Here is an 18,064-nt window from a genome sequence, read left to right on the forward strand (position 1 = left end):
GTATTTTAATCGCTGACCTTTACAATTACGCAGCTGTTGGGTTCGTTGACCTTTAACTCTTTGCCGTTCATGATCAGGAGTCCTTTCTCATAATCCACCGTAAAGAATGTAATGCTGCCTGTCTCATGGTTGAGCGAAGCGATATGCCTGTCATCGGGGAACACGCAGATATCCTTGGGATAGCTGCCGCTGATGGGAAGACAGCAGGAAAATGTAAGAAGTCCGGTCTTTGAATCACGGTCATAAACCGTAACCGTATTATCTCCTGCATTGCCGCAGAACATGTGAGTCTCATCGTTGGACAGACGCATGGAGCAGGCGGCCGTCAGCTGAGTCAGAGGGGCCTTTCCCGTGGTCTTAATGGTCTGGATCTTCTCGATCTTTGGCAAACGGTCTCCGGTCTCATAAGTAAATACATCAATCACGTTCTTTAATTCATAGAGCAGATAAAAAAACCTGCCGTCTGAACTAAAGCGGAAACATCTTGGCGCGGATTCCAGATCACAGCGGATGGCATCCATTAAGACCATCTGTTCTTCTTTTTCATCAAACCGGTAAATCTTGACCTGGTCGATGCCTAAGTCAGCAACCAAAATAAACTTTCCGTCCGGTGTTCTTCTGGAACAGCTGATATGGGGGCGGAAATTTCTTTCTGCCACACTTCCAAGTCCCTTATGGAACACGCCTGTAACGATCTCTCCCACAGAGCCGTCTTCATTTAAATGCAGCACCGTACATTTCCCGTCATGATATCCTGATACGAACAGGTACTTATCCTCTGCATCCGTTGACAGATGACAGCCTCTCATTCCCTTAATGCTGGCAGAGTTTAGTTTTGTAATGGAACCGTTCTCATGAATTTGGAATGATACGACTCCTTCATCTGCGATGGAATAGAGTGTCTTTCCGTTGTTAGATGCCACCAGATAAGAAGAATTATCTACCTCAACCTCACACCTGGGGATAAAACTGCCCTTTTCCACATTCACATCATATACTGTAATCCCCTTTGCTTTTCCGTTGTAGGAATAGGAGCCTACATAAGCCATATATCTACCTTTCATCATCATATATCCTCCTGGGTTTTTCCTTGTGCAAACTACCAAATATCATATCATAAGATTCGACATTTGTTAAGGAAAAACTTGCGTAAAAAGTATTGACATAACAGGAAAAATAAGTATAATGTATCTTGCTGCCTGTTTATTATTACTAAACTTTCAGGTTATATTTATCGTCAGTTAGTATAAGTAAACTTTCGGCTTAACATAATAACAAGGAGGAGCATATGGATATCGGTGCAAAATTAAAAGAACTGCGTGTATTAAAAGGTCTGACTCAGGAAGAGCTGGCTGACCGCGCAGAACTCTCAAAGGGATTCATATCCCAGCTGGAAAGGGACCTAACCTCTCCCTCCATTGCAACTCTTATGGATATTTTACAATGCCTCGGCACCTCCATCGGGGAGTTCTTTAATGAGACCCCGGAGGAACAGATCGTATTCGGAAAGGGAGACTATTTTGAAAAATTCGACGGGGATTTGAAAAATGAAGTCTGCTGGATCATTCCCAACGCCCAGAAGAATATGATGGAGCCGATCCTTCTGACCCTGGAAGCCGGAGGACAAACCTACCCGGACAATCCCCATGAGGGGGAGGAATTCGGCTATATCCTACAGGGCAGCATTTCCATTCATATAGGAAATAAAACATATAAAGCCAAAAAAGGGGAATCCTTTTACTTTATATCAGATAAAAAACATTATTTAAGCAGCAAGGCCGGTGCGACACTCATCTGGGTAAGTTCCCCGCCAAGCTTTTGACAGGAGGATAAAAGGTCATGGGTCAGCCATTAATTGATTTACGGAATATTACAAAAAGTTTTGACGGTACCATGGTACTGGATGATTTGAATCTCTCTGTGAAGGAGAACACATTTGTTACCTTATTAGGACCCAGCGGCTGCGGCAAGACCACCACGCTCCGTATCATCGGAGGGTTTGAACGTCCCGGCAAAGGCCAGGTGATTTTTGAAGGACAGGACATTACGAACCTGCCTCCCAACAAGCGTCAGCTAAACACAGTTTTTCAGAAATACGCCTTATTTTCACACATGTCCATAGCAGAGAACATTGCCTTTGGTTTAAAGATCAAGAATAAGCCAAAGAAGTACATCCAGGATAAGATCAAATATGCCTTAAAACTAGTGAATCTTGACGGCTACGAGAACCGTACCGTAAGCTCTTTAAGCGGCGGCCAGCAGCAGAGAATCGCCATCGCCAGAGCCATTGTCAACGAACCGAGGGTTCTTTTGCTAGACGAGCCTCTGGGCGCTTTGGACTTAAAGCTGCGCCAGGATATGCAGTATGAACTGATCCGTTTGAAAAATGAACTTGGCATCACCTTCATCTATGTGACCCATGACCAGGAGGAGGCCCTTACCATGTCAGATACCATTGTGGTCATGAACCAGGGCTATATCCAGCAGATGGGTTCTCCGGAGAACATCTACAATGAACCGGAAAATGCATTTGTGGCGGACTTTATCGGGGAAAGCAACATCATGCCCGGAATTATGCTGAGGGATGAGCTGGTGGAAATCTTCGGTGCCAAATTCGCCTGTGTGGACAAGGGCTTTGGCGTCAACAAACCGGTGGACGTTGTCATCCGTCCGGAAGACATTGATCTGGTCAAACCGGAGGAAGGCAGCCTTTTGGGAACGGTCACCCATTTGATCTTTAAGGGAGTCCATTATGAGATGGAGGTGACTTCACCCGACGGCTTTGAATGGCTGGTGCACAGCACAGATATGTTCCCCGTGGGCCAGAATGTGGGCATTCACGTGGACCCCTTTGATATCCAGATCATGCACAAGCCTGCTTCAGAAGATGAGGAGGCGGTTGGAATCAATGAATAAAAAATTATTATCCGGACCATATATCATATGGATGACCGGCTTTATCATCATTCCCCTGGCTTTGATCGTGTTCTACGGATTGACCGACCGGTCCGGGGCATTTACCCTGGCTAACGTCGTATCCATCACCACCTCGGAACATGCAAAGGCCCTATGGCTTTCCTTAGGACTTTCCCTTATCAGTACCGTGCTGTGTCTGGTCCTGGCTTATCCTCTTGCTATGATTCTGCGTTCCCGGGGAATGGGACAGGGAAGCTTTATTGTTTTTATTTTCATCCTGCCCATGTGGATGAACTTTCTTTTACGAACCCTGGCCTGGCAGACCTTGCTGGAAAAGAACGGAGTCATTAACGGAATCTTATCCACACTTCACCTGCCAAACCAGAACTTAATCAACACTTCGGGAGCCATTATCCTTGGCATGGTTTATAACTTCCTGCCCTTTATGGTTCTTCCTATTTATAATGTGCTGATGAAAATTGATGACAATGTGGTCAGTGCAGCCAGAGACCTGGGGGCCAATTCCTTGCAGGTATTCGTCCGGATTCTGCTGCCCCTCAGCATTCCAGGGATCGTGAGCGGAATTACCATGGTTTTCGTTCCGTCTCTTACCACCTTTGTTATCTCAAACCTGCTGGGCGGAAGCAAGATTCTTTTGATCGGCAATGTCATTGAACAGGAATTCACAAAGGGGAGCAACTGGAACTTAGGCTCCGGCCTTTCTCTGGTCTTGATGGTCTTCATCCTGATCAGCATGGCGCTTATTGCCAAATACGACAAGAATGGGGAGGGAACCGCATTTTGATGAACAGAAAACTTGATTTTATCAAACGGAGCTTACAGGATTTTTATCTGGTGATCATTCTGCTGTTTCTTTACGCACCGATTTTCACCATGGGAGTCCTCTCCTTTAACAGCTCCAAGTCCCGTACCCAGTGGGGCGGTTTTACCTTCAGCTGGTACAAAGAGCTGTTTTCCAGCAGCACCATAATGACAGCCCTTTACAATACGCTTTTGATCGCTTTTCTATCTTCTCTGATCGCGGTCATCATCGGAACGGCAGCTGCCATTGCCATCAACAGCATGGACCGTGTTCCCCGCTCTCTTTTGATGGGGATCACCAACATTCCCATGCTCAATGCGGATATCGTAACAGGAATCTCCCTCATGCTGGCATTTATCGCCTTTGGAATCTCTTTGGGATTCCAGACCATATTGATCGCACATATTACCTTTAACATTCCGTATGTCATATTGAGCGTCATGCCGAAGTTAAAGCAGACAGATAAAAGTACCTACGAAGCTGCCATGGATTTAGGAGCCACCCCGGCTTCGGCATTCTTTAAGGTCGTGTTCCCGGACATCCTTCCGGGCGTGCTTTCCGGTTTTCTGCTGGCATTTACCATGTCTTTGGATGATTTTATCATCACCCATTTCACAAGAGGGGCCGGCATCAATACGTTATCGACACTCATTTACAGCGAAGTGCGCCGCGGCATCAAGCCTTCCATGTACGCACTTTCAACCATCATCTTTGCAACGGTGCTGGTGCTTCTTTTAATCACCAATTTTGCACCCAAAAAGAAAAAATAACAGGAGAATATGTACATGAAAAAAAGTCTATTGAGAATTCTCGCATTTGGTACCTTGACCGTTCTCTCCCTCTCTCTGCTGAGCGGCTGCGGGAAACAAAGCTCCAAAGCAGGAAGTGCCGGAGAAGTTTATGTTTACAACTGGGGCGAATACATTGATGAATCCGTCATCGAACAATTTGAAAAAGAAACCGGAATCAAGGTCATCTATGACTTATTTGAGACCAATGAAGAGATGTACCCGGTCATTGAAGCGGGCGGCGTAAAATACGATGCGGTCTGCCCTTCCGACTATATGATCCAGAAGATGGCGGAAAACAATCTTCTGTCTGAGATCAATTTTGACAACGTTCCAAACATCAAGGAGATTGACCCTAAATACATGGAGATGTCCAAAAGCTTTGACCCGGAAAACAAATATTCCGTTCCTTACTGCTGGGGGACCGTAGGGATTCTCTATAACACCAGCATGGTAGACCCAAAAGATGTACCTACCAAATGGTCTGATTTATGGGATGAGAAATTCAAAGACAACATTCTGATGCAGGACAGCGTCCGGGATGCCTTCATGGTGGCTTTAAAGTCCCTGGGATACTCTATGAACACCACCAATGAAGCGGAGATACAGGAAGCAAGGGATTTGCTGATCAAGCAGAAACCGCTGGTACAGGCTTATGTCATTGACCAGGTACGGGATAAGATGATCGGCGGCGAGGCTGCATTAGGCGTGATCTACTCCGGGGAAATGCTTTATATCCAGAATGAAGTAAAGGATTTAAACCTTGATTATTCCTTAGAGTATGTGATTCCGGAGGAAGGAACCAACCTCTGGCTGGACTCCTGGGTCATTCCTGCCAATGCTCCCAACAAAGAGAATGCGGAAAAATGGATCAACTTCCTGAGCCGCCCTGATATCGCAAAGAAGAACTTTGATTACATCACCTATCCGACTCCAAACAAAGGGGCCTTTGACCTTCTTGATCCGGAAATAAAGAACAATAAAGCTCTGTTCCCGGATGAGAACATGTTAAAGACCAGCGAGGTTTACAAGTATCTTGGGGATGAAGTGGATTCCCTTTATAATGAAGCGTGGAAAGAAGTAAAATCCAATTAAACCCATTAAAATAGAAGCGGAAATTCTGGTTTATGAACCGGAGTTTCCGCTTTTATAATAAATTTTACTCTTTTCCTAAACTCTCAAATAATTCTAAATATGTATTATAATTTTTCTTATAAAGCGCTTCTAAATCATGTCTCCCTACTGTTTGAAAATCCTTAATGCCTTTATCAAAAGCTTTAAAAAGATTGACACGATCTGTACGCCCTGCGTTTCTTATTTCTGCAGGCAAGGAACTAAGACCCATTATCTTCTCACCAATTCCATAATGGGAGGCCAAAGATTGTAATTCAACAATGGTGGCATTCTTTGGATTTATGTCATTTATGGAAATCGTTTGCTCAAACTCATCTCCATTCTCATCTACCCCCTTTGCGGTCACCAGAGGATTTTCTTTCGTTGAGCCCTCCGCATATTCAAGATAATAAGATAATCCTGTCCCATTTCCGCCAGAATACAACGCTCCCTTTTTTAGGTACATCTTATAACCAGAAGAATGATCTGGCACTTTGATGACTCTTTCATCCTTCGGGCGATCTGAAGCAGGGGATGAAAAGTCTTTATTACCCAAACCTTTCTTTGGGCTATAAGACTTATTTATTACGGTAAGCAGATCAGCTGATATCATAAAAAACCTCCACAAGTAAAATTACTTTCTCCTTATGCATGAATCACAACAGGATTGCCGTTTCTGTCAATAAGTTCCATACTTCCTGGTACACACATCGCATCCAGAATCTTTTTTATAGTTCCATTTTCTCCATACATTTCAAGTATATTCAAAACATGACATTTTTCAACTCAAAGGTCAAAATTATACGCTTTCAGTGCCAAAATTTGTATTGTTTCAGATAACACTAAATTTTATCATTCCAAAAAAAAACAGACTCCCGGAATCTCAATCCAGAAATCTGCATTTTTTATTTATAATTGGTTATCAGCACTTCCACTGTAACGGCATTCCGCTCTTTGAACTGATAATTGCAGTTGGAATAAGTCTTATCAATGTAATGAATGTGATACTTCTTACTCCATTCAATCAAAAGATCGTTAGACAGTCCCTTGTGATACAGCACATTGGATAAAGCAAACCGGACCCCTCTGGCATCCAGAGTGTCCAGCAGTTCCAAAAGCTCCCGTTCTTCCTTTTCCTTCCAGTCCTTAAACCCACGGTTGCCGTCGTTATAATTACCTGTGGAAATCAAATAGGGCGGGTCACAGTAAACCAGATCTTCTTTACCAAGACCGGAATAATCCAGCTCTGTAAAATCCAGATTAGAAAATTCAATGTTTTTATTATGAAGTGCCTCACAAAACTGAGTTAAGTTCTTTTCGATGCTGCCATTAAAGGAACTCCGGTTTCTTCCAAAGGGAGAATTGAACTCATGGCTGTTATTAAAGCGGATCTGATGATTAAAGGCATAACAGGTCAGTACAAAAAGCCGGGTTAAATCCTTTGTCTTATTATAGTCCGACCGCAGGGCATAGTACCCTTCCGTATTCTGCTGGGTCAGCCCGTATTCTTCAATCAGTCCCTTAATTTCATCTAGGAGTTCGTTTATTTCCGTTTTTTGAAACAGTTTAAATAAATCAATTAAATATGTGATTTGGTCGTTGCAAATGATCCGTTCTGCCTCGGCATTGATGCCTACGTTAAACCCCCCTGCAAAAACATCCACAAAGGTTCTGATATCCTTTGGAAATGCCTGGAAAACAGGCTCTAAAATCTTAAACTTTCCCCCGGTATAGTTGAGAGGACTTTTTATAAACATGGCGGCACCTGCTTCTCAATATAAAACAGAAGCTCCTTCAACCGCTCTGTTTCCTTTACCTTCCGGCTCTTATACCTTCTGTAAGGGATCTCATAGACTTTAAAAGTCTCCGGCTTTCCGCAGGCTTTCATGACTTCTTCGATCTCCTTTACGCTCATAAGCCCGTCCGTACTGTAGCTCAGTATGATATGGGTAAACCTGGCATTGGTGAGGAGCTTTTCAAAGGCAGGAAGCACCTTCGCTTTCATGCAGAATTCTGATTTCTGCCCTGTGTCGGGCCGCTGTCCGGTCACGCCCCGCACCTGGGGATAATCATAGCGGGCCGCTGTCTCAAGTACATGGTAATTGGATAGATACTGGCGGGCATTATACGGCGGATCAATGTATAGGATGTCTCCCTCGAGCCGGGTCAATAGCTCCGCTCCGTCCTCGTTGTAGCACTTATTCTCCTTGCCGTTGTGGGTGACGGGAAGACGGAAAAGCTCGTACCGTTTATAGCTGCGCCTCTCCCAGGTCTTATGAAATGCACCATAAGTCCCTGAAGTATTGGACACAAAAGGAATTCCCTCCACGATGCAGGCAACCAGATAATAATATTCATGGTCGTTTAATAAACCAGCCGCCTTCCAGTCCTCCACGCTGCATCTGGCAAAGTCGATGCGAAGGGCATTCTCATCGTTTAAATACATACGTCCCCCCTCAGGGGCATAGGTATTCTGAAAAAAGCGGCGCTCCTTTGGAAGCTCCTCTAAATGTTTTTTCTCTCTTCCGTTAAAGTACTCCACCGGATCTTCAATTCCCAAAGTCTCTTTTAAAAGAGCAAACCCGGGCATGCTGTCATTCTCAACGGTAGCCCGCTGCAGCACGTAGGAAAAGTACAGCAGGTCATTGGAACAGACCTGATACCACTGTTTAAAATATCTGGCAACCGCAGCGGTCCCGGAAAATATATCACAAAAGCTTTTCGCCTCTGGCGCTTTATCATCAATCACCTGTTTGATCTGGTCCAGCAGCAGTGTCTTGCTTCCAATAAATCTCATTCTTTTCTTGCTCCCATTTCTTTTAACCTGCATATCATTATAAAGGAAAATGAGAAAAAACACAAGAAAAGATAAGGGTCTAAATGAGACCGTCCCCATTCTCTTTCATTTGCTTCCGCTCTCTTTTAAAGGCATACATCCGTTCATCTGCCATTTTCAAAACACTTTCCGGAAGAACATCTGTTCCCGTTTCAACATATACTACGCCGTAGCTGATGGACATGGGATATTTTTTATCTCCCGAAGCCAGATTCCGGTCAATGGCAGCCAGTCTTTCGGCGGCAGTCTGCTGGCTGCAGCCTTTATATAACACCACAAATTCATCTCCGCCGTACCGGCAGGTGAAATCTTCTTCACAAGCTGATTTTTTTATTTCCTCTGATACCAGCTTTATATATTCGTCCCCGTGTAAGTGTCCATCCTGGTCATTGATCTGCTTTAAATCATCAAGATCAATCATGCAGATGGAGAAGGGGATGCCACTTTTAATGTAATTGTCAATGGTCTTCAGACAATTTCTCCGGTTATTAAGTCCTGTCAGCTCGTCTTTGTATGCCATGACCTCCAAATATGCTTCAGTTTCTTTCTGACAGGTAATATCTGTAATAAGATGAACCACCGCTTTTTTATCCTCCCAAAGCAACGAATATGCTTTAACCTGAAAAATCTTATCATGGAAACACCGAAACTCGTACCGCTGTTCTGCCTCCTGTCCGTGGCAGGATTGAATTCTTGCCATAAACGGACAGTCTTTTTCACAGACGATCCCTCCGGTCTCCGGGTCATAAAACCGTTTTTTAGCCAGTTTATTGACATATAGGATCTCTCCGGTTTCTTCTTCTGTTACGATCACCCATTCCTTTAAACGATCCAAAATGGATACCAGAAGGGTATTGAATTTCTTTTCTTTTTCCAGCTGGACAGACACTTCATGAAACAGTCCGGAAAAAGCACTTGTAAAATTTCTCTTTTGTCTGTAATTTTCCTTTATCACCTGCTTGACCTGCCCGATGATTTGTTTTATGGAGGCATAAAGCGGTTTCCGCCCAGCCTGGCTTTTGTCCTCAAGCTTTCCGCCGGCCGGCCTGTTCCATATCATATTGCAGATCTGCTCCAAAAGAGTGTTCGCATCTTTTTCCGTCATTTATTACACCTTCACTCAATGATTGACCTTTGCTTCAGACTGGTTTCCATGGAAAATAACGTTGTTCACGTCTCACCGTACCGGTTTGACAATTCCATTTTTATGGTATACTCTAACAGCCGGTGCATTTTCCCGTCCGTCTGCTACATCTCCTGCCAACTACCAGGAGAATTTACGCTTCTCACCCGTATGAAAGATATTAAACATATGCTTTCTACCTCCCTTCTGAAACACGTTACTCCGTTAGCAGACCTTTTTGCCTGGACTATAAGAGAACTGAATGGTTACGGATATGAGAAACAGGGGATATACGATTAATATATTCGCAGCCCTTGTTTATTTTGTATGAATATTGGTATTTGCTGTCTGTACGCATTTTATTTTATCTGACAAAAAGGTGTACCTTTTTATATCTGATCTTCAATCCCCCATCCTCTCATTTTTATTGTTGAAATATGGCGAAATTATGATTATAATCATAATATGGTTGATTTTACTCAATAAAAATGAGAGGATGGGGGATTGAAGATCATGTCAAAAAGGTACACCTTTTTAGCAACGTGGTATGCTTGTCTTATTTTAAAATCTGCGTTTTCTGCCATACTAGAAACGACTGGAGGTTTTAAATACAATATGAACAATTTTTATGGCTATGTGAGAGTATCAACCCTTGACCAAAACGTAGAGCGGCAATTGGTTGAGCTTATTAAATGGGGAGTATTGGAAAAGAACATTTATTGCGATAGATTGTCAGGTAAGGACTTTAACAGGCCCCAGTATCAGAAATTAAAGCGGAAATTAAAAGCAGGTGACGTACTTGTTGTAAAAAGCATTGACCGGTTGGGAAGAAATTATGAGGACATTCAGAAGGAGTGGCGGGAAATTGTAAAATTAAAAAGAGCAGATATTGTCATTATTGACATGCCCATACTTGACACCCGGACCAACAAGGATCTGATCGGAACCCTGATCTCTGACATCGTTCTGCAGCTTCTCTCCTATGTAGCCCAGGCAGAAAGAGAGAACATCAAACAGAGACAGGCGGAGGGAATCGCCATCGCCAAGGCACAGGGCCGGCATCTGGGACGTTTTCCCTCTCCTCTTCCGGAGGAGTTTTATCCGGTTTACGAAAAATGGAAGCAGAGGGAATACAGCCTTAAAACGGCAAGCAATGCACTTGGAATCACAATCAGTCAGTTTCGTACGATGATAAAAAAACATAAAAACAGTGAAAAGAACACCTGACTTGAAAAAACCTGGTGATCTGTGTTAAAATGAGTAAAGATTAAGCTGAAAGAAGGTGTTGTTATGAAGATTCAAGAATCTGCAGAAAACTATCTGGAAGCCATTTTGATGCTTCATAAACGAAACGGTCATGTGCGGTCCATTGACATTGCCGGAGAACTGGATTTCTCCAAGCCAAGCGTCAGTGTAGCCATGAAAAATCTCCGTGAGAACGGATACATTGAAGTTGATGAAAATGGCTACATCTCTCTGCTGCAGGCAGGACAGGAAATTGCAGAAAAGATGTACGAACGCCACACCTTACTGTCCGACTGGCTCATCACTCTGGGCGTTACCCCACAGGTAGCCATTGATGATGCCTGCCGGATCGAACATGTGATCAGTGCGGAAAGCTTTGCGGCCATCAAAGACCATGTGAATAAGGATAAAAAATCATAAAAAACCGTGTGTAAGTCTGAATTTTGCTTACACACGGTTTTTTATGTTCTGTTGTTCCATATCAGAAACCAGGAAACGGTGGGGTTACCGGAATGGCCCAGGCACTATGGACCGGTACGGGTCCTTGGCCTCCATATTCCTGGACACCTTGATTTCTTTTGCAACATCTTTGCCAATGGCCACCCGTTTTTCTCCCACACCAAGAATCACACTTCCATAATATTCCCCTACCACACGGACGGTCATTCCTTCCTTTAGCTCATAGCTTTGCATAATCTTGGTGGTATGAGGATCGCACATCATCCAGTTGATGGTGTAGGTATCTCCTATTTTTACATCTTGCAGCGATTGCATTGGTTCCCTCCGTCATTTAAAAGTTCAGAGTTATTTTAACCAATCCAACCTGGGAAATACGCTTCCCGGATAAGTCCGCCTTTTTATTTTTAAAATTCAACTCCCAGATAAGTCAAGGTGCCGTAGGCATAGCTCCGGTACAGCAGCTTAGGAGCCTCCGTCTGCCCGCTGCCCATTGCAATAAAAAGGGGAACGATATGTTCTTCCCGGGGCACTGCCAGCCTGGCATGAGGGGCAAGAGCCTGATAATCAAACAGCTCCTTACGGCTTACGTGTGTTATTTTTTCAATCAGCCAGTCATCAAATTCCACCGCCCAGGATTCCGGTTTTATGGCATTTGCATTTATGGTTCTCAAATTATGAACGGTGGAACCGCTTCCGATGATGAGGATATCTTCTTCCGCCAGAGATTTTAATGCTTCTCCAAGGCGAAACTGTTCCTCCATGGGCCGGAAGGGGTTGACGGATATCTGAACTACAGGAATTTCTGCTTCCGGGTACATGATGGAAAGCAAAGACCAGGTTCCGTGGTCCGCGCCTCTTTTCTCATCAAGATTGGCTGGAATGTTCTTGTCCTCCAACAGCTGCTTTACTTTTTTGGCAAGTTTCGGGGAACCTTTTGCCGGATACTGCTTCCGATAGAGTTCTTTTGGGAATCCATAGAAATCGTAAATCATATCGTAGGTTCCTTCTATCGAGGAAATGGCAGTAACCTCTGTTTCCCAGTGGGCCGTAAACAGTACAATGGCTTTTGGTTGACGCTGCTTTCCAATTTCTTTTAAAAAACGGGTAAAATCATTCTCTTCTAATACAAGATCCGGTGCTCCATGGCATAAAAACATAGGATGTATCATCATTATTCTCCTTTCGTCCGGTAGAATGCGGCATACTTGGTACGCTATACTCTATTTATAACAGGATTTTTCAACAAGTTCAACAACACTCTGTTGATTCAAAAAAAAATACCAATGGCGTTATTTCATCCATTGGCTCTTTTCTAACCGGTCTTTTTCATAAATACAGATGGAGTTTCTTAATTTCTTTGCATCATACAGTGCGTGATCCGAGTGAATAAAAAGACGGGTCGCATCAATATAAGGAGCGTAAGCCGCAAGCCCGAAGCTGGCAGTCAGCTTGATCTGGGGGTGATCCTTTAAACTCAGTTCTTCCACCTGTCTTCTTATTCTGTCACAGATGCTGACAGCCTCCTCCATGGTCACATTTTCAAACAGCAGGCAGAATTCGTCTCCCCCGTACCGGAATGGAGTATAATGCCTTTCATTTTCCGTTAAAATCCTGGCAAATTCTTTTAAGCACCAGTCACCGGCGGAATGCCCCCAGCTGTCATTGATTCCTTTAAAATAATCAATGTCTGCAGTTGCAAGGATACAGGTCTCAAAGGAATCCTGTTCTTCCAGAGCGCCAAGCGCCTCATGCATGGCCTTCCGGTTATAGATGCCGGTCAGTTCATCCCGGTTAATGCTCTGTTTCAGCTCATACCGTTCAATCTCTTTTTGATAACTGGCTTCATTCTTCTTTTTTTCAAACCGGATCACTACCATACATGCCGCGGAAAAAGCAAATAAAACAAGTATGGATACGAGAAAATCTCCGAATTCAAGCATGCTGTCAAACACATAGGGCTTCATCGGATTCCACCTTATAAAAATCTCTGATACTGCAATGGAAATAATGCTCATGGCTGCAGTAATGCTGGTCAGCCAATAATCGGCGTAGATTGTGGTCAGCATGATCGCCCCTGTAAAAATATAATAAATCGCCGTTAACCTGCTGTGAACACAAAAGAGAACGAAACAAATAAAAACAAATACAAGAGAAACCGTATAGATCTTCTGCTCCTGAGATAAATATTTGGATCTCAGTGCCCAGGTCTCTACTCCGATGCAGATAAAATTGAGACTGCTGGGCACTGCAATGTACTTGAAGATATATCGTTCAGTGGGAATCGTAACCAGATCAGAACCTACAAACAGCAGACTTAACAGACATTCCACAATGACAGCAAAAACCACTACACCAATGGTGGTTTTGTAATGCAGCAACAGCCAGTCTCTGTCGATCCGTTTATCGCCCTTCTCCATTTCCGTAAGACTGGCAGTTTCAAGATTCTCTTTTTTCATACGATTGCCTTCTCCCAAACCATAAGCTCCTTCTTTATAAATCTATCACCCATAGTATCATAACAGTTTGGTATATTCAATCATTCGTTGCTTAAATTACGGAAGAGATCCTGCCCATAACAATGGTATCATAAAAGCGTCCGTCAGAAAGAAGCTTATCAAACCTTAACAGCCCCTCCACTTTAAATCCCATATCCATGTACAGGAGAATGGCCTTTTTATTGGTTTCCAAAACGCTTAATTCCATTTTTTTAATTCCGTTTTTATCTGCCCAGGCAATGGATTGCAGCAGAAGGTTTTTACCGATCTGATGTCCCCAGTAATCCTTTCTGACACACACTCCAAACGTCACTTTATGGGACAGCCGTTTTAAGGAACTTCCCTCGCATCTGGCAAAACCTATGGGGATATCATCGACTACCGCCACCAGAAACAAATGATTTGGTGCCTCCAAATCCTCTTTGATCTGCCGGCTGCAATCGGCCTGGCTTTGCAAATGTTCTCCTGCTTCCCTGTCCAGGTTTTCCGTTTCTCCGTCAATCATGACTCTTAACTCCGGCAAATACACTGCATCTGCTTCTGCAGCGGAACGAATGATATAGTTTAAACCATGTACCTGATATTTCTTTGATTCTATTTTCATACTCTACCCCTTTTCCGGCCGGAAAACCATGCTCCGGCCCTTGTCTTATGTTTATTTGATGATGCTTGCCTGGTTGCGCCCCTTTTTCTTGGACTGGTAAAGTGCATCATCGGCACGATTTATCGCGTCTGTATAATCTTCGTCAGTATCCCGGAAAAAGGAAATGCCCACAGAAACGGTAACATTTAATTCCTTGTTTCCATCCCCTACTTTTAAATCGGCAATTTTAGACAAATACTTATCACAAAATTCAAATGCTGCTTTTTCTTTCATACCATATAGGATAATAATGAACTCGTCTCCGCCCCAGCGGATGATTTTATCGGAGCTTCTCAAATAATCTTTTGATACATTCACAAATTTTACCAGTACCAGATCTCCGACCGAATGCCCGTATTTATCATTGATGTATTTGAAATGATCCAAATCACACATCATGATCCCCGGTCCGGTACCCAGCTTCTTATATTTGTTAAACGCCTGCCGCAAGTCTTTTGTTCCGCTTCTGCGGGTCTCTGCTCCAGTCAGCGAATCCACATTCAGCTCGGATTCCATCAAGTGCTTTGACTTCCAATGATATAGATTTTCAATCATGGAAATGGAGCCTAAACCGATGCCAAGTATGAATACCAACAGCAATACCAGCAAAAAAGTAAGCCTGGATACCATGCCCCTGCTTTCCCGGTTGATCTGGTCCAGATAAGGATTAAGATCATCCAGGTACAGGCCCATACCAATGACCCAGTTATAGTCTTTATACAACTTGGAGTAGGCCAGCCTTTTGGAGCCCTCTCCTTTTTCCTTGTCTTTCAGATTGTAGGTAAAAAAAAGCTCTCCATCCCGGTTGATTCCATCAAGTTCCGTCCGATAAGGAAACGTACCTGCAACATCAGAGGTGCCTGCGGAAAAATATTTTCCCACATTCTCCGGCATGTCCGTACAGATCCTGCCTACGGCATAATTCTCTCCACCCTTATAATCCAGTATTTCATTGATCCAGATATAGGAGCTGCCGTTAAACTGAACACGTTTGATGGTTTGGAAGATATCCTCTTTTACCAGATTTTCCGTATAATCCTTTGTGACTCCGATGAGGAACCGGTATGATCCATGTTCGGATGTTTGATAGGAAGTAAAGGTTTTTGAATTTTTATAGACCGTATCTTCCCAGGAGGCCCCGCAAATATTCTTGGGGTCATAGACCGCCTTTTTCTCTGACTCATCCCAAAGGACCGCCGTGATGGATTTATAATCGGGGTTGTTATTGAAAAAACCGATAAAAAAATCACAAAATTCCCGGTCCGAAAGCTCCATCTTCAAATTGATGACTGCACATGTCCTGTTTACGAACTTTTCCATATATAAAGATTTTCCGGTCCGTTTCATATCTATTTCAGAAACCAGATTATTGACCGTATCCTTTAAGAAATCTTTCTTTATGTTGTAGATCGTTTCTTTTGATTCCTTGATGTAGATCTCCCCGACCTTATCAATGGAAAACAAATAAAAGCACACCATAACCACACAGATGATACTGCTGATTACCGTTAAAAGCAATGTATATTTACGACGGATAACCACTCCCCCCTTTCCCCTTATTCGTTGTTTCTAAAGGCGGAAAAGCCGCACCCCATACCAGGTTAATCAGAATTAGTATAACACATGGATAATCAATTGTCTTATGCTATAACTAATAAAAATTATTAATATTACATCCAAAAATGGGAAAAATCAGCCAGAAGAAGGATGGCAAAGAGGGCGTCCCAAAAGCAGAAATACTGCAAGGGGACTCCCTCTTAAAACAGATGCTTCCAGTTTTTTCTTTTAATGAAAAATTCCGCTGGCCGCCATCATGATGACAGGAATGGTGACCAAAGACAGGGCCGTGGTTATGGCAAGAAGCCTGGAAGCGTACTGGCTGTCCTTTTGATACTGCAGCGCGAACATGGTTCCCATGGCTCCGCTCGGACATGCGGCTGCAACCAGAATGGTGATTCCAATGACCCGGTCCGCCCGGACTGCCATAAGAAAAAGCAGGGTCACAAGCGGAACCAGAATCAGCTTCGCCGCACTCAATAAATAGGTACCAGGAGTCTTTAAGCAGGATATGATGTTGCTTTCTGCCAGATTCATGCCGGATATGAGCATGGCGGCCGGTGTATTCATGTCAGCGATCATGGATATAGGGGCTTTGATCACAGCTGGAAAACGAAGCCCTGTTATAAAAAATACCAATCCCGCAACAATAGCTATGGTGGAAGGCTGAATGAGATTTTTCAATGTTGCCCCGGGGCTTTTTGCCTTTCCGCTCATGAGCATGATTCCATGGGACCAGACAAACACATTAAACACCGTGATATAGGCGGTCATATAAAAGACACCTTGTGCACCTAACAGTGCCTGAATGAGCGGTATCCCGATAAATCCGCAGTTGGAATAAACGATGGACATCCGTTCCACTGCCATGTGGGGGCGTCCCCTTTCCGGGACCACCAGCTTTGCAATAAGAATCGCTGCCAGAAAGCTGACGACCGATCCCCCCGCAGTCAGCAAAAGTCCTATCAGACGGTCCTTGTCAAAATCTATCTGATAAGACAGGAGGATCACGCATGGAGAGATCACATTCAAAAGGAGGGAGGTCAGACGACTGCCGGTACCGCTGTCTGCAATGCCTGCCTTAAAGGTAAATACCCCAATAAACAGGATCAAAAACATTTCAATGATATTTTTTGCTGTAATAAAGGCCAAGTCCATGATTTTCTCTTTTCCGTTTAGTCCCCCAAAGCCTTTTTGACCTGAGCGATGACCTTGGCACCGTCCATGGTCCCGTAAGCCTGCATATCAATGCATTCAATGATCTTACCAGGACAGTCTTTTTCCACCTTCCCCTTACTGAAACGGACCTGGGGGCCAAGAAGGATGATATCCGCTTCCGGCCCCTTTTCTCTGGCACTTGCAAGCGCATAGGCATTGATCCTGCATTCATAATTCTCTTTTGCCGCTGCCTCTTTCATCTTATTGACCAAAAGGCTGGTGGACATTCCAGCCGCACAAAACAATACGATCGTTCTCATACCATACCCCTTTCTATGCCGTCTTTATTTTTTAAAATATCAATCATTTCCTTACACAGATCCATGACCGTCATGGCATTCATCAGATGATCCTGGGCGTGTACCATCAGTAAGCCCACCTCCACTTTATTGCCGTTTAATTCATTCTGGATCATCTCTGTCTGGATCTCATGGGCTTCCAGAATCGTCTGATCTGCTTCCTCCATTAGTGCATCCGCGCGCAGATAGTCACCGCACTTTGCCGCCCGCAGCGCTTCGATGGCAGTACTTCTGGCATTTCCTCCGCTGACTACGAGCTTCATAACAATCATTTCAATATCCATTCCTATGCTGCCTCTCTCTCTTAACCTGTAATTATGAGCTTTAAAAAGGTTATCATGGATACCATAATCATCATGGTCCACACCCATTTTTCAGACCTGCGAAACGACGATGCTTTGTTCCAGACACGGTATAACCCGTAGGGCGGAAAAAAGATAATCCACAGATACGACAGCATTCTCTCTCTGGAGAAAACATCCTCCATCCCGGTCTCCTGTATTCTTGTTTCTATCCGTTTCTCAGACGCTTTTTTTCTTCTCATAATCA

At 43.8% G+C, this 18,064-nt stretch carries 21 protein-coding genes; 7 read left to right on the forward strand and 14 right to left on the reverse strand.

Translation table 11 applies throughout. The annotated features are described in order from the left end of the window. Nucleotides 1-5: 5 nt before the first annotated feature. Complete coding sequence (locus VIG27_RS15185) at nucleotides 6-1,064, reverse strand: lactonase family protein (protein ID WP_394527617.1); 1,059 nt, start codon at nucleotides 1,062-1,064, stop codon at nucleotides 6-8. A gap of 224 nt (nucleotides 1,065-1,288) precedes the next feature. On the opposite strand from VIG27_RS15185, the gene VIG27_RS15190 reads away from it, so the two are divergent. Genes VIG27_RS15190 through VIG27_RS15210 form a run of 5 tightly spaced genes read left to right on the forward strand, consistent with a single transcriptional unit; the run spans nucleotide 1,289 to nucleotide 5,622 of the window. After that, nucleotides 1,289-1,822: a helix-turn-helix domain-containing protein gene (locus VIG27_RS15190; protein WP_394523378.1), complete on the forward strand. Its 534-nt coding sequence runs from the start codon at nucleotides 1,289-1,291 to the stop codon at nucleotides 1,820-1,822. Nucleotides 1,823-1,839: 17 nt separating this feature from the next. Further along, the gene (locus VIG27_RS15195; protein WP_394523379.1) at nucleotides 1,840-2,916 is read left to right on the forward strand and encodes an ABC transporter ATP-binding protein; all 1,077 of its coding nucleotides are present in this window, start codon (nucleotides 1,840-1,842) and stop codon (nucleotides 2,914-2,916) included. Next, on the forward strand, nucleotides 2,909-3,721 hold the full coding sequence (locus VIG27_RS15200) for an ABC transporter permease (RefSeq protein WP_394523380.1): 813 nt from the start codon (nucleotides 2,909-2,911) through the stop codon (nucleotides 3,719-3,721). Before VIG27_RS15195 ends, VIG27_RS15200 begins: the two co-directional genes overlap by 8 nt. Beyond that, complete coding sequence (locus VIG27_RS15205) at nucleotides 3,721-4,509, forward strand: ABC transporter permease (RefSeq protein WP_394527619.1); 789 nt, start codon at nucleotides 3,721-3,723, stop codon at nucleotides 4,507-4,509. Before VIG27_RS15200 ends, VIG27_RS15205 begins: the two co-directional genes overlap by 1 nt. Before the next feature lie 15 nt (nucleotides 4,510-4,524). Then, nucleotides 4,525-5,622, forward strand: a complete 1,098-nt coding sequence (locus VIG27_RS15210) for an ABC transporter substrate-binding protein (protein WP_394523382.1) — start codon at nucleotides 4,525-4,527, stop codon at nucleotides 5,620-5,622. Between the two features lie 64 nt (nucleotides 5,623-5,686). On the opposite strand, the gene VIG27_RS15215 is transcribed toward VIG27_RS15210, so the two are convergent. From VIG27_RS15215 to VIG27_RS15230, 4 genes are all read right to left on the reverse strand, one after another. Further along, nucleotides 5,687-6,253, reverse strand: coding sequence for a hypothetical protein (locus VIG27_RS15215; RefSeq protein ID WP_394523383.1), 567 nt, complete (start codon nucleotides 6,251-6,253; stop codon nucleotides 5,687-5,689). Between the two features lie 292 nt (nucleotides 6,254-6,545). After that, entirely contained in the window at nucleotides 6,546-7,397 is an 852-nt protein-coding gene (locus VIG27_RS15220) for a Dam family site-specific DNA-(adenine-N6)-methyltransferase (protein WP_394523385.1), read from the reverse strand. Next, on the reverse strand, nucleotides 7,388-8,437 hold the full coding sequence (locus VIG27_RS15225) for a DNA adenine methylase (RefSeq protein ID WP_394523387.1): 1,050 nt from the start codon (nucleotides 8,435-8,437) through the stop codon (nucleotides 7,388-7,390). The genes VIG27_RS15220 and VIG27_RS15225 overlap by 10 nt, the downstream gene beginning before the upstream one ends. 79 nt (nucleotides 8,438-8,516) lie before the next feature. Continuing rightward, complete coding sequence (locus tag VIG27_RS15230) at nucleotides 8,517-9,581, reverse strand: GGDEF domain-containing protein (protein WP_394523388.1); 1,065 nt, start codon at nucleotides 9,579-9,581, stop codon at nucleotides 8,517-8,519. A gap of 633 nt (nucleotides 9,582-10,214) precedes the next feature. Between VIG27_RS15230 and VIG27_RS15235 the strand changes: the two genes are divergently transcribed. Next, nucleotides 10,215-10,826 (forward strand): recombinase family protein, encoded by a 612-nt coding sequence (locus VIG27_RS15235; RefSeq protein WP_394523389.1) that lies wholly within the window; start codon nucleotides 10,215-10,217, stop codon nucleotides 10,824-10,826. Between the two features lie 63 nt (nucleotides 10,827-10,889). Then, complete coding sequence (locus VIG27_RS15240) at nucleotides 10,890-11,264, forward strand: metal-dependent transcriptional regulator (RefSeq protein ID WP_394523390.1); 375 nt, start codon at nucleotides 10,890-10,892, stop codon at nucleotides 11,262-11,264. Between the two features lie 84 nt (nucleotides 11,265-11,348). On the opposite strand, the gene VIG27_RS15245 is transcribed toward VIG27_RS15240, so the two are convergent. The 9 genes from VIG27_RS15245 to VIG27_RS15285 form a co-directional block, all read right to left on the reverse strand. Continuing rightward, nucleotides 11,349-11,618 carry a FeoA domain-containing protein gene (locus VIG27_RS15245; RefSeq protein WP_394523392.1) on the reverse strand — a complete coding sequence of 90 codons (270 nt, stop codon included), beginning with the start codon at nucleotides 11,616-11,618 and terminating at the stop codon, nucleotides 11,349-11,351. A gap of 89 nt (nucleotides 11,619-11,707) precedes the next feature. Continuing rightward, nucleotides 11,708-12,475, reverse strand: a complete 768-nt coding sequence (locus tag VIG27_RS15250; RefSeq protein ID WP_394523393.1) for a DODA-type extradiol aromatic ring-opening family dioxygenase — start codon at nucleotides 12,473-12,475, stop codon at nucleotides 11,708-11,710. A 117-nt stretch (nucleotides 12,476-12,592) separates the two neighbouring features. Next, a complete protein-coding gene (locus VIG27_RS15255) occupies nucleotides 12,593-13,759 on the reverse strand; it encodes a GGDEF domain-containing protein (RefSeq protein WP_394523394.1) in 1,167 nt (388 codons plus the stop codon). A gap of 91 nt (nucleotides 13,760-13,850) precedes the next feature. After that, nucleotides 13,851-14,402 carry a GNAT family N-acetyltransferase gene (locus tag VIG27_RS15260; RefSeq protein ID WP_394523395.1) on the reverse strand — a complete coding sequence of 184 codons (552 nt, stop codon included), beginning with the start codon at nucleotides 14,400-14,402 and terminating at the stop codon, nucleotides 13,851-13,853. A 51-nt stretch (nucleotides 14,403-14,453) separates the two neighbouring features. Continuing rightward, a complete protein-coding gene (locus VIG27_RS15265) occupies nucleotides 14,454-15,983 on the reverse strand; it encodes a diguanylate cyclase domain-containing protein (RefSeq protein WP_394523400.1) in 1,530 nt (509 codons plus the stop codon). 243 nt (nucleotides 15,984-16,226) lie between these two features. Continuing rightward, nucleotides 16,227-17,156 carry an AEC family transporter gene (locus VIG27_RS15270; RefSeq protein ID WP_394523402.1) on the reverse strand — a complete coding sequence of 310 codons (930 nt, stop codon included), beginning with the start codon at nucleotides 17,154-17,156 and terminating at the stop codon, nucleotides 16,227-16,229. A 17-nt stretch (nucleotides 17,157-17,173) separates the two neighbouring features. Further along, the gene (locus VIG27_RS15275; RefSeq protein ID WP_394523403.1) at nucleotides 17,174-17,476 is read right to left on the reverse strand and encodes a PTS sugar transporter subunit IIB; all 303 of its coding nucleotides are present in this window, start codon (nucleotides 17,474-17,476) and stop codon (nucleotides 17,174-17,176) included. After that, nucleotides 17,473-17,799: a PTS lactose/cellobiose transporter subunit IIA gene (locus VIG27_RS15280; RefSeq protein ID WP_394523405.1), complete on the reverse strand. Its 327-nt coding sequence runs from the start codon at nucleotides 17,797-17,799 to the stop codon at nucleotides 17,473-17,475. The genes VIG27_RS15275 and VIG27_RS15280 overlap by 4 nt, the downstream gene beginning before the upstream one ends. 20 nt (nucleotides 17,800-17,819) lie before the next feature. Continuing rightward, nucleotides 17,820-18,059, reverse strand: a complete 240-nt coding sequence (locus tag VIG27_RS15285) for a hypothetical protein (protein WP_394523407.1) — start codon at nucleotides 18,057-18,059, stop codon at nucleotides 17,820-17,822. Between the last annotated feature and the right edge of the window lie 5 nt (nucleotides 18,060-18,064).

This window comes from Lacrimispora sinapis (genome assembly GCF_043633585.1).
Lineage (GTDB): Bacteria > Bacillota > Clostridia > Lachnospirales > Lachnospiraceae > Lacrimispora > Lacrimispora sinapis.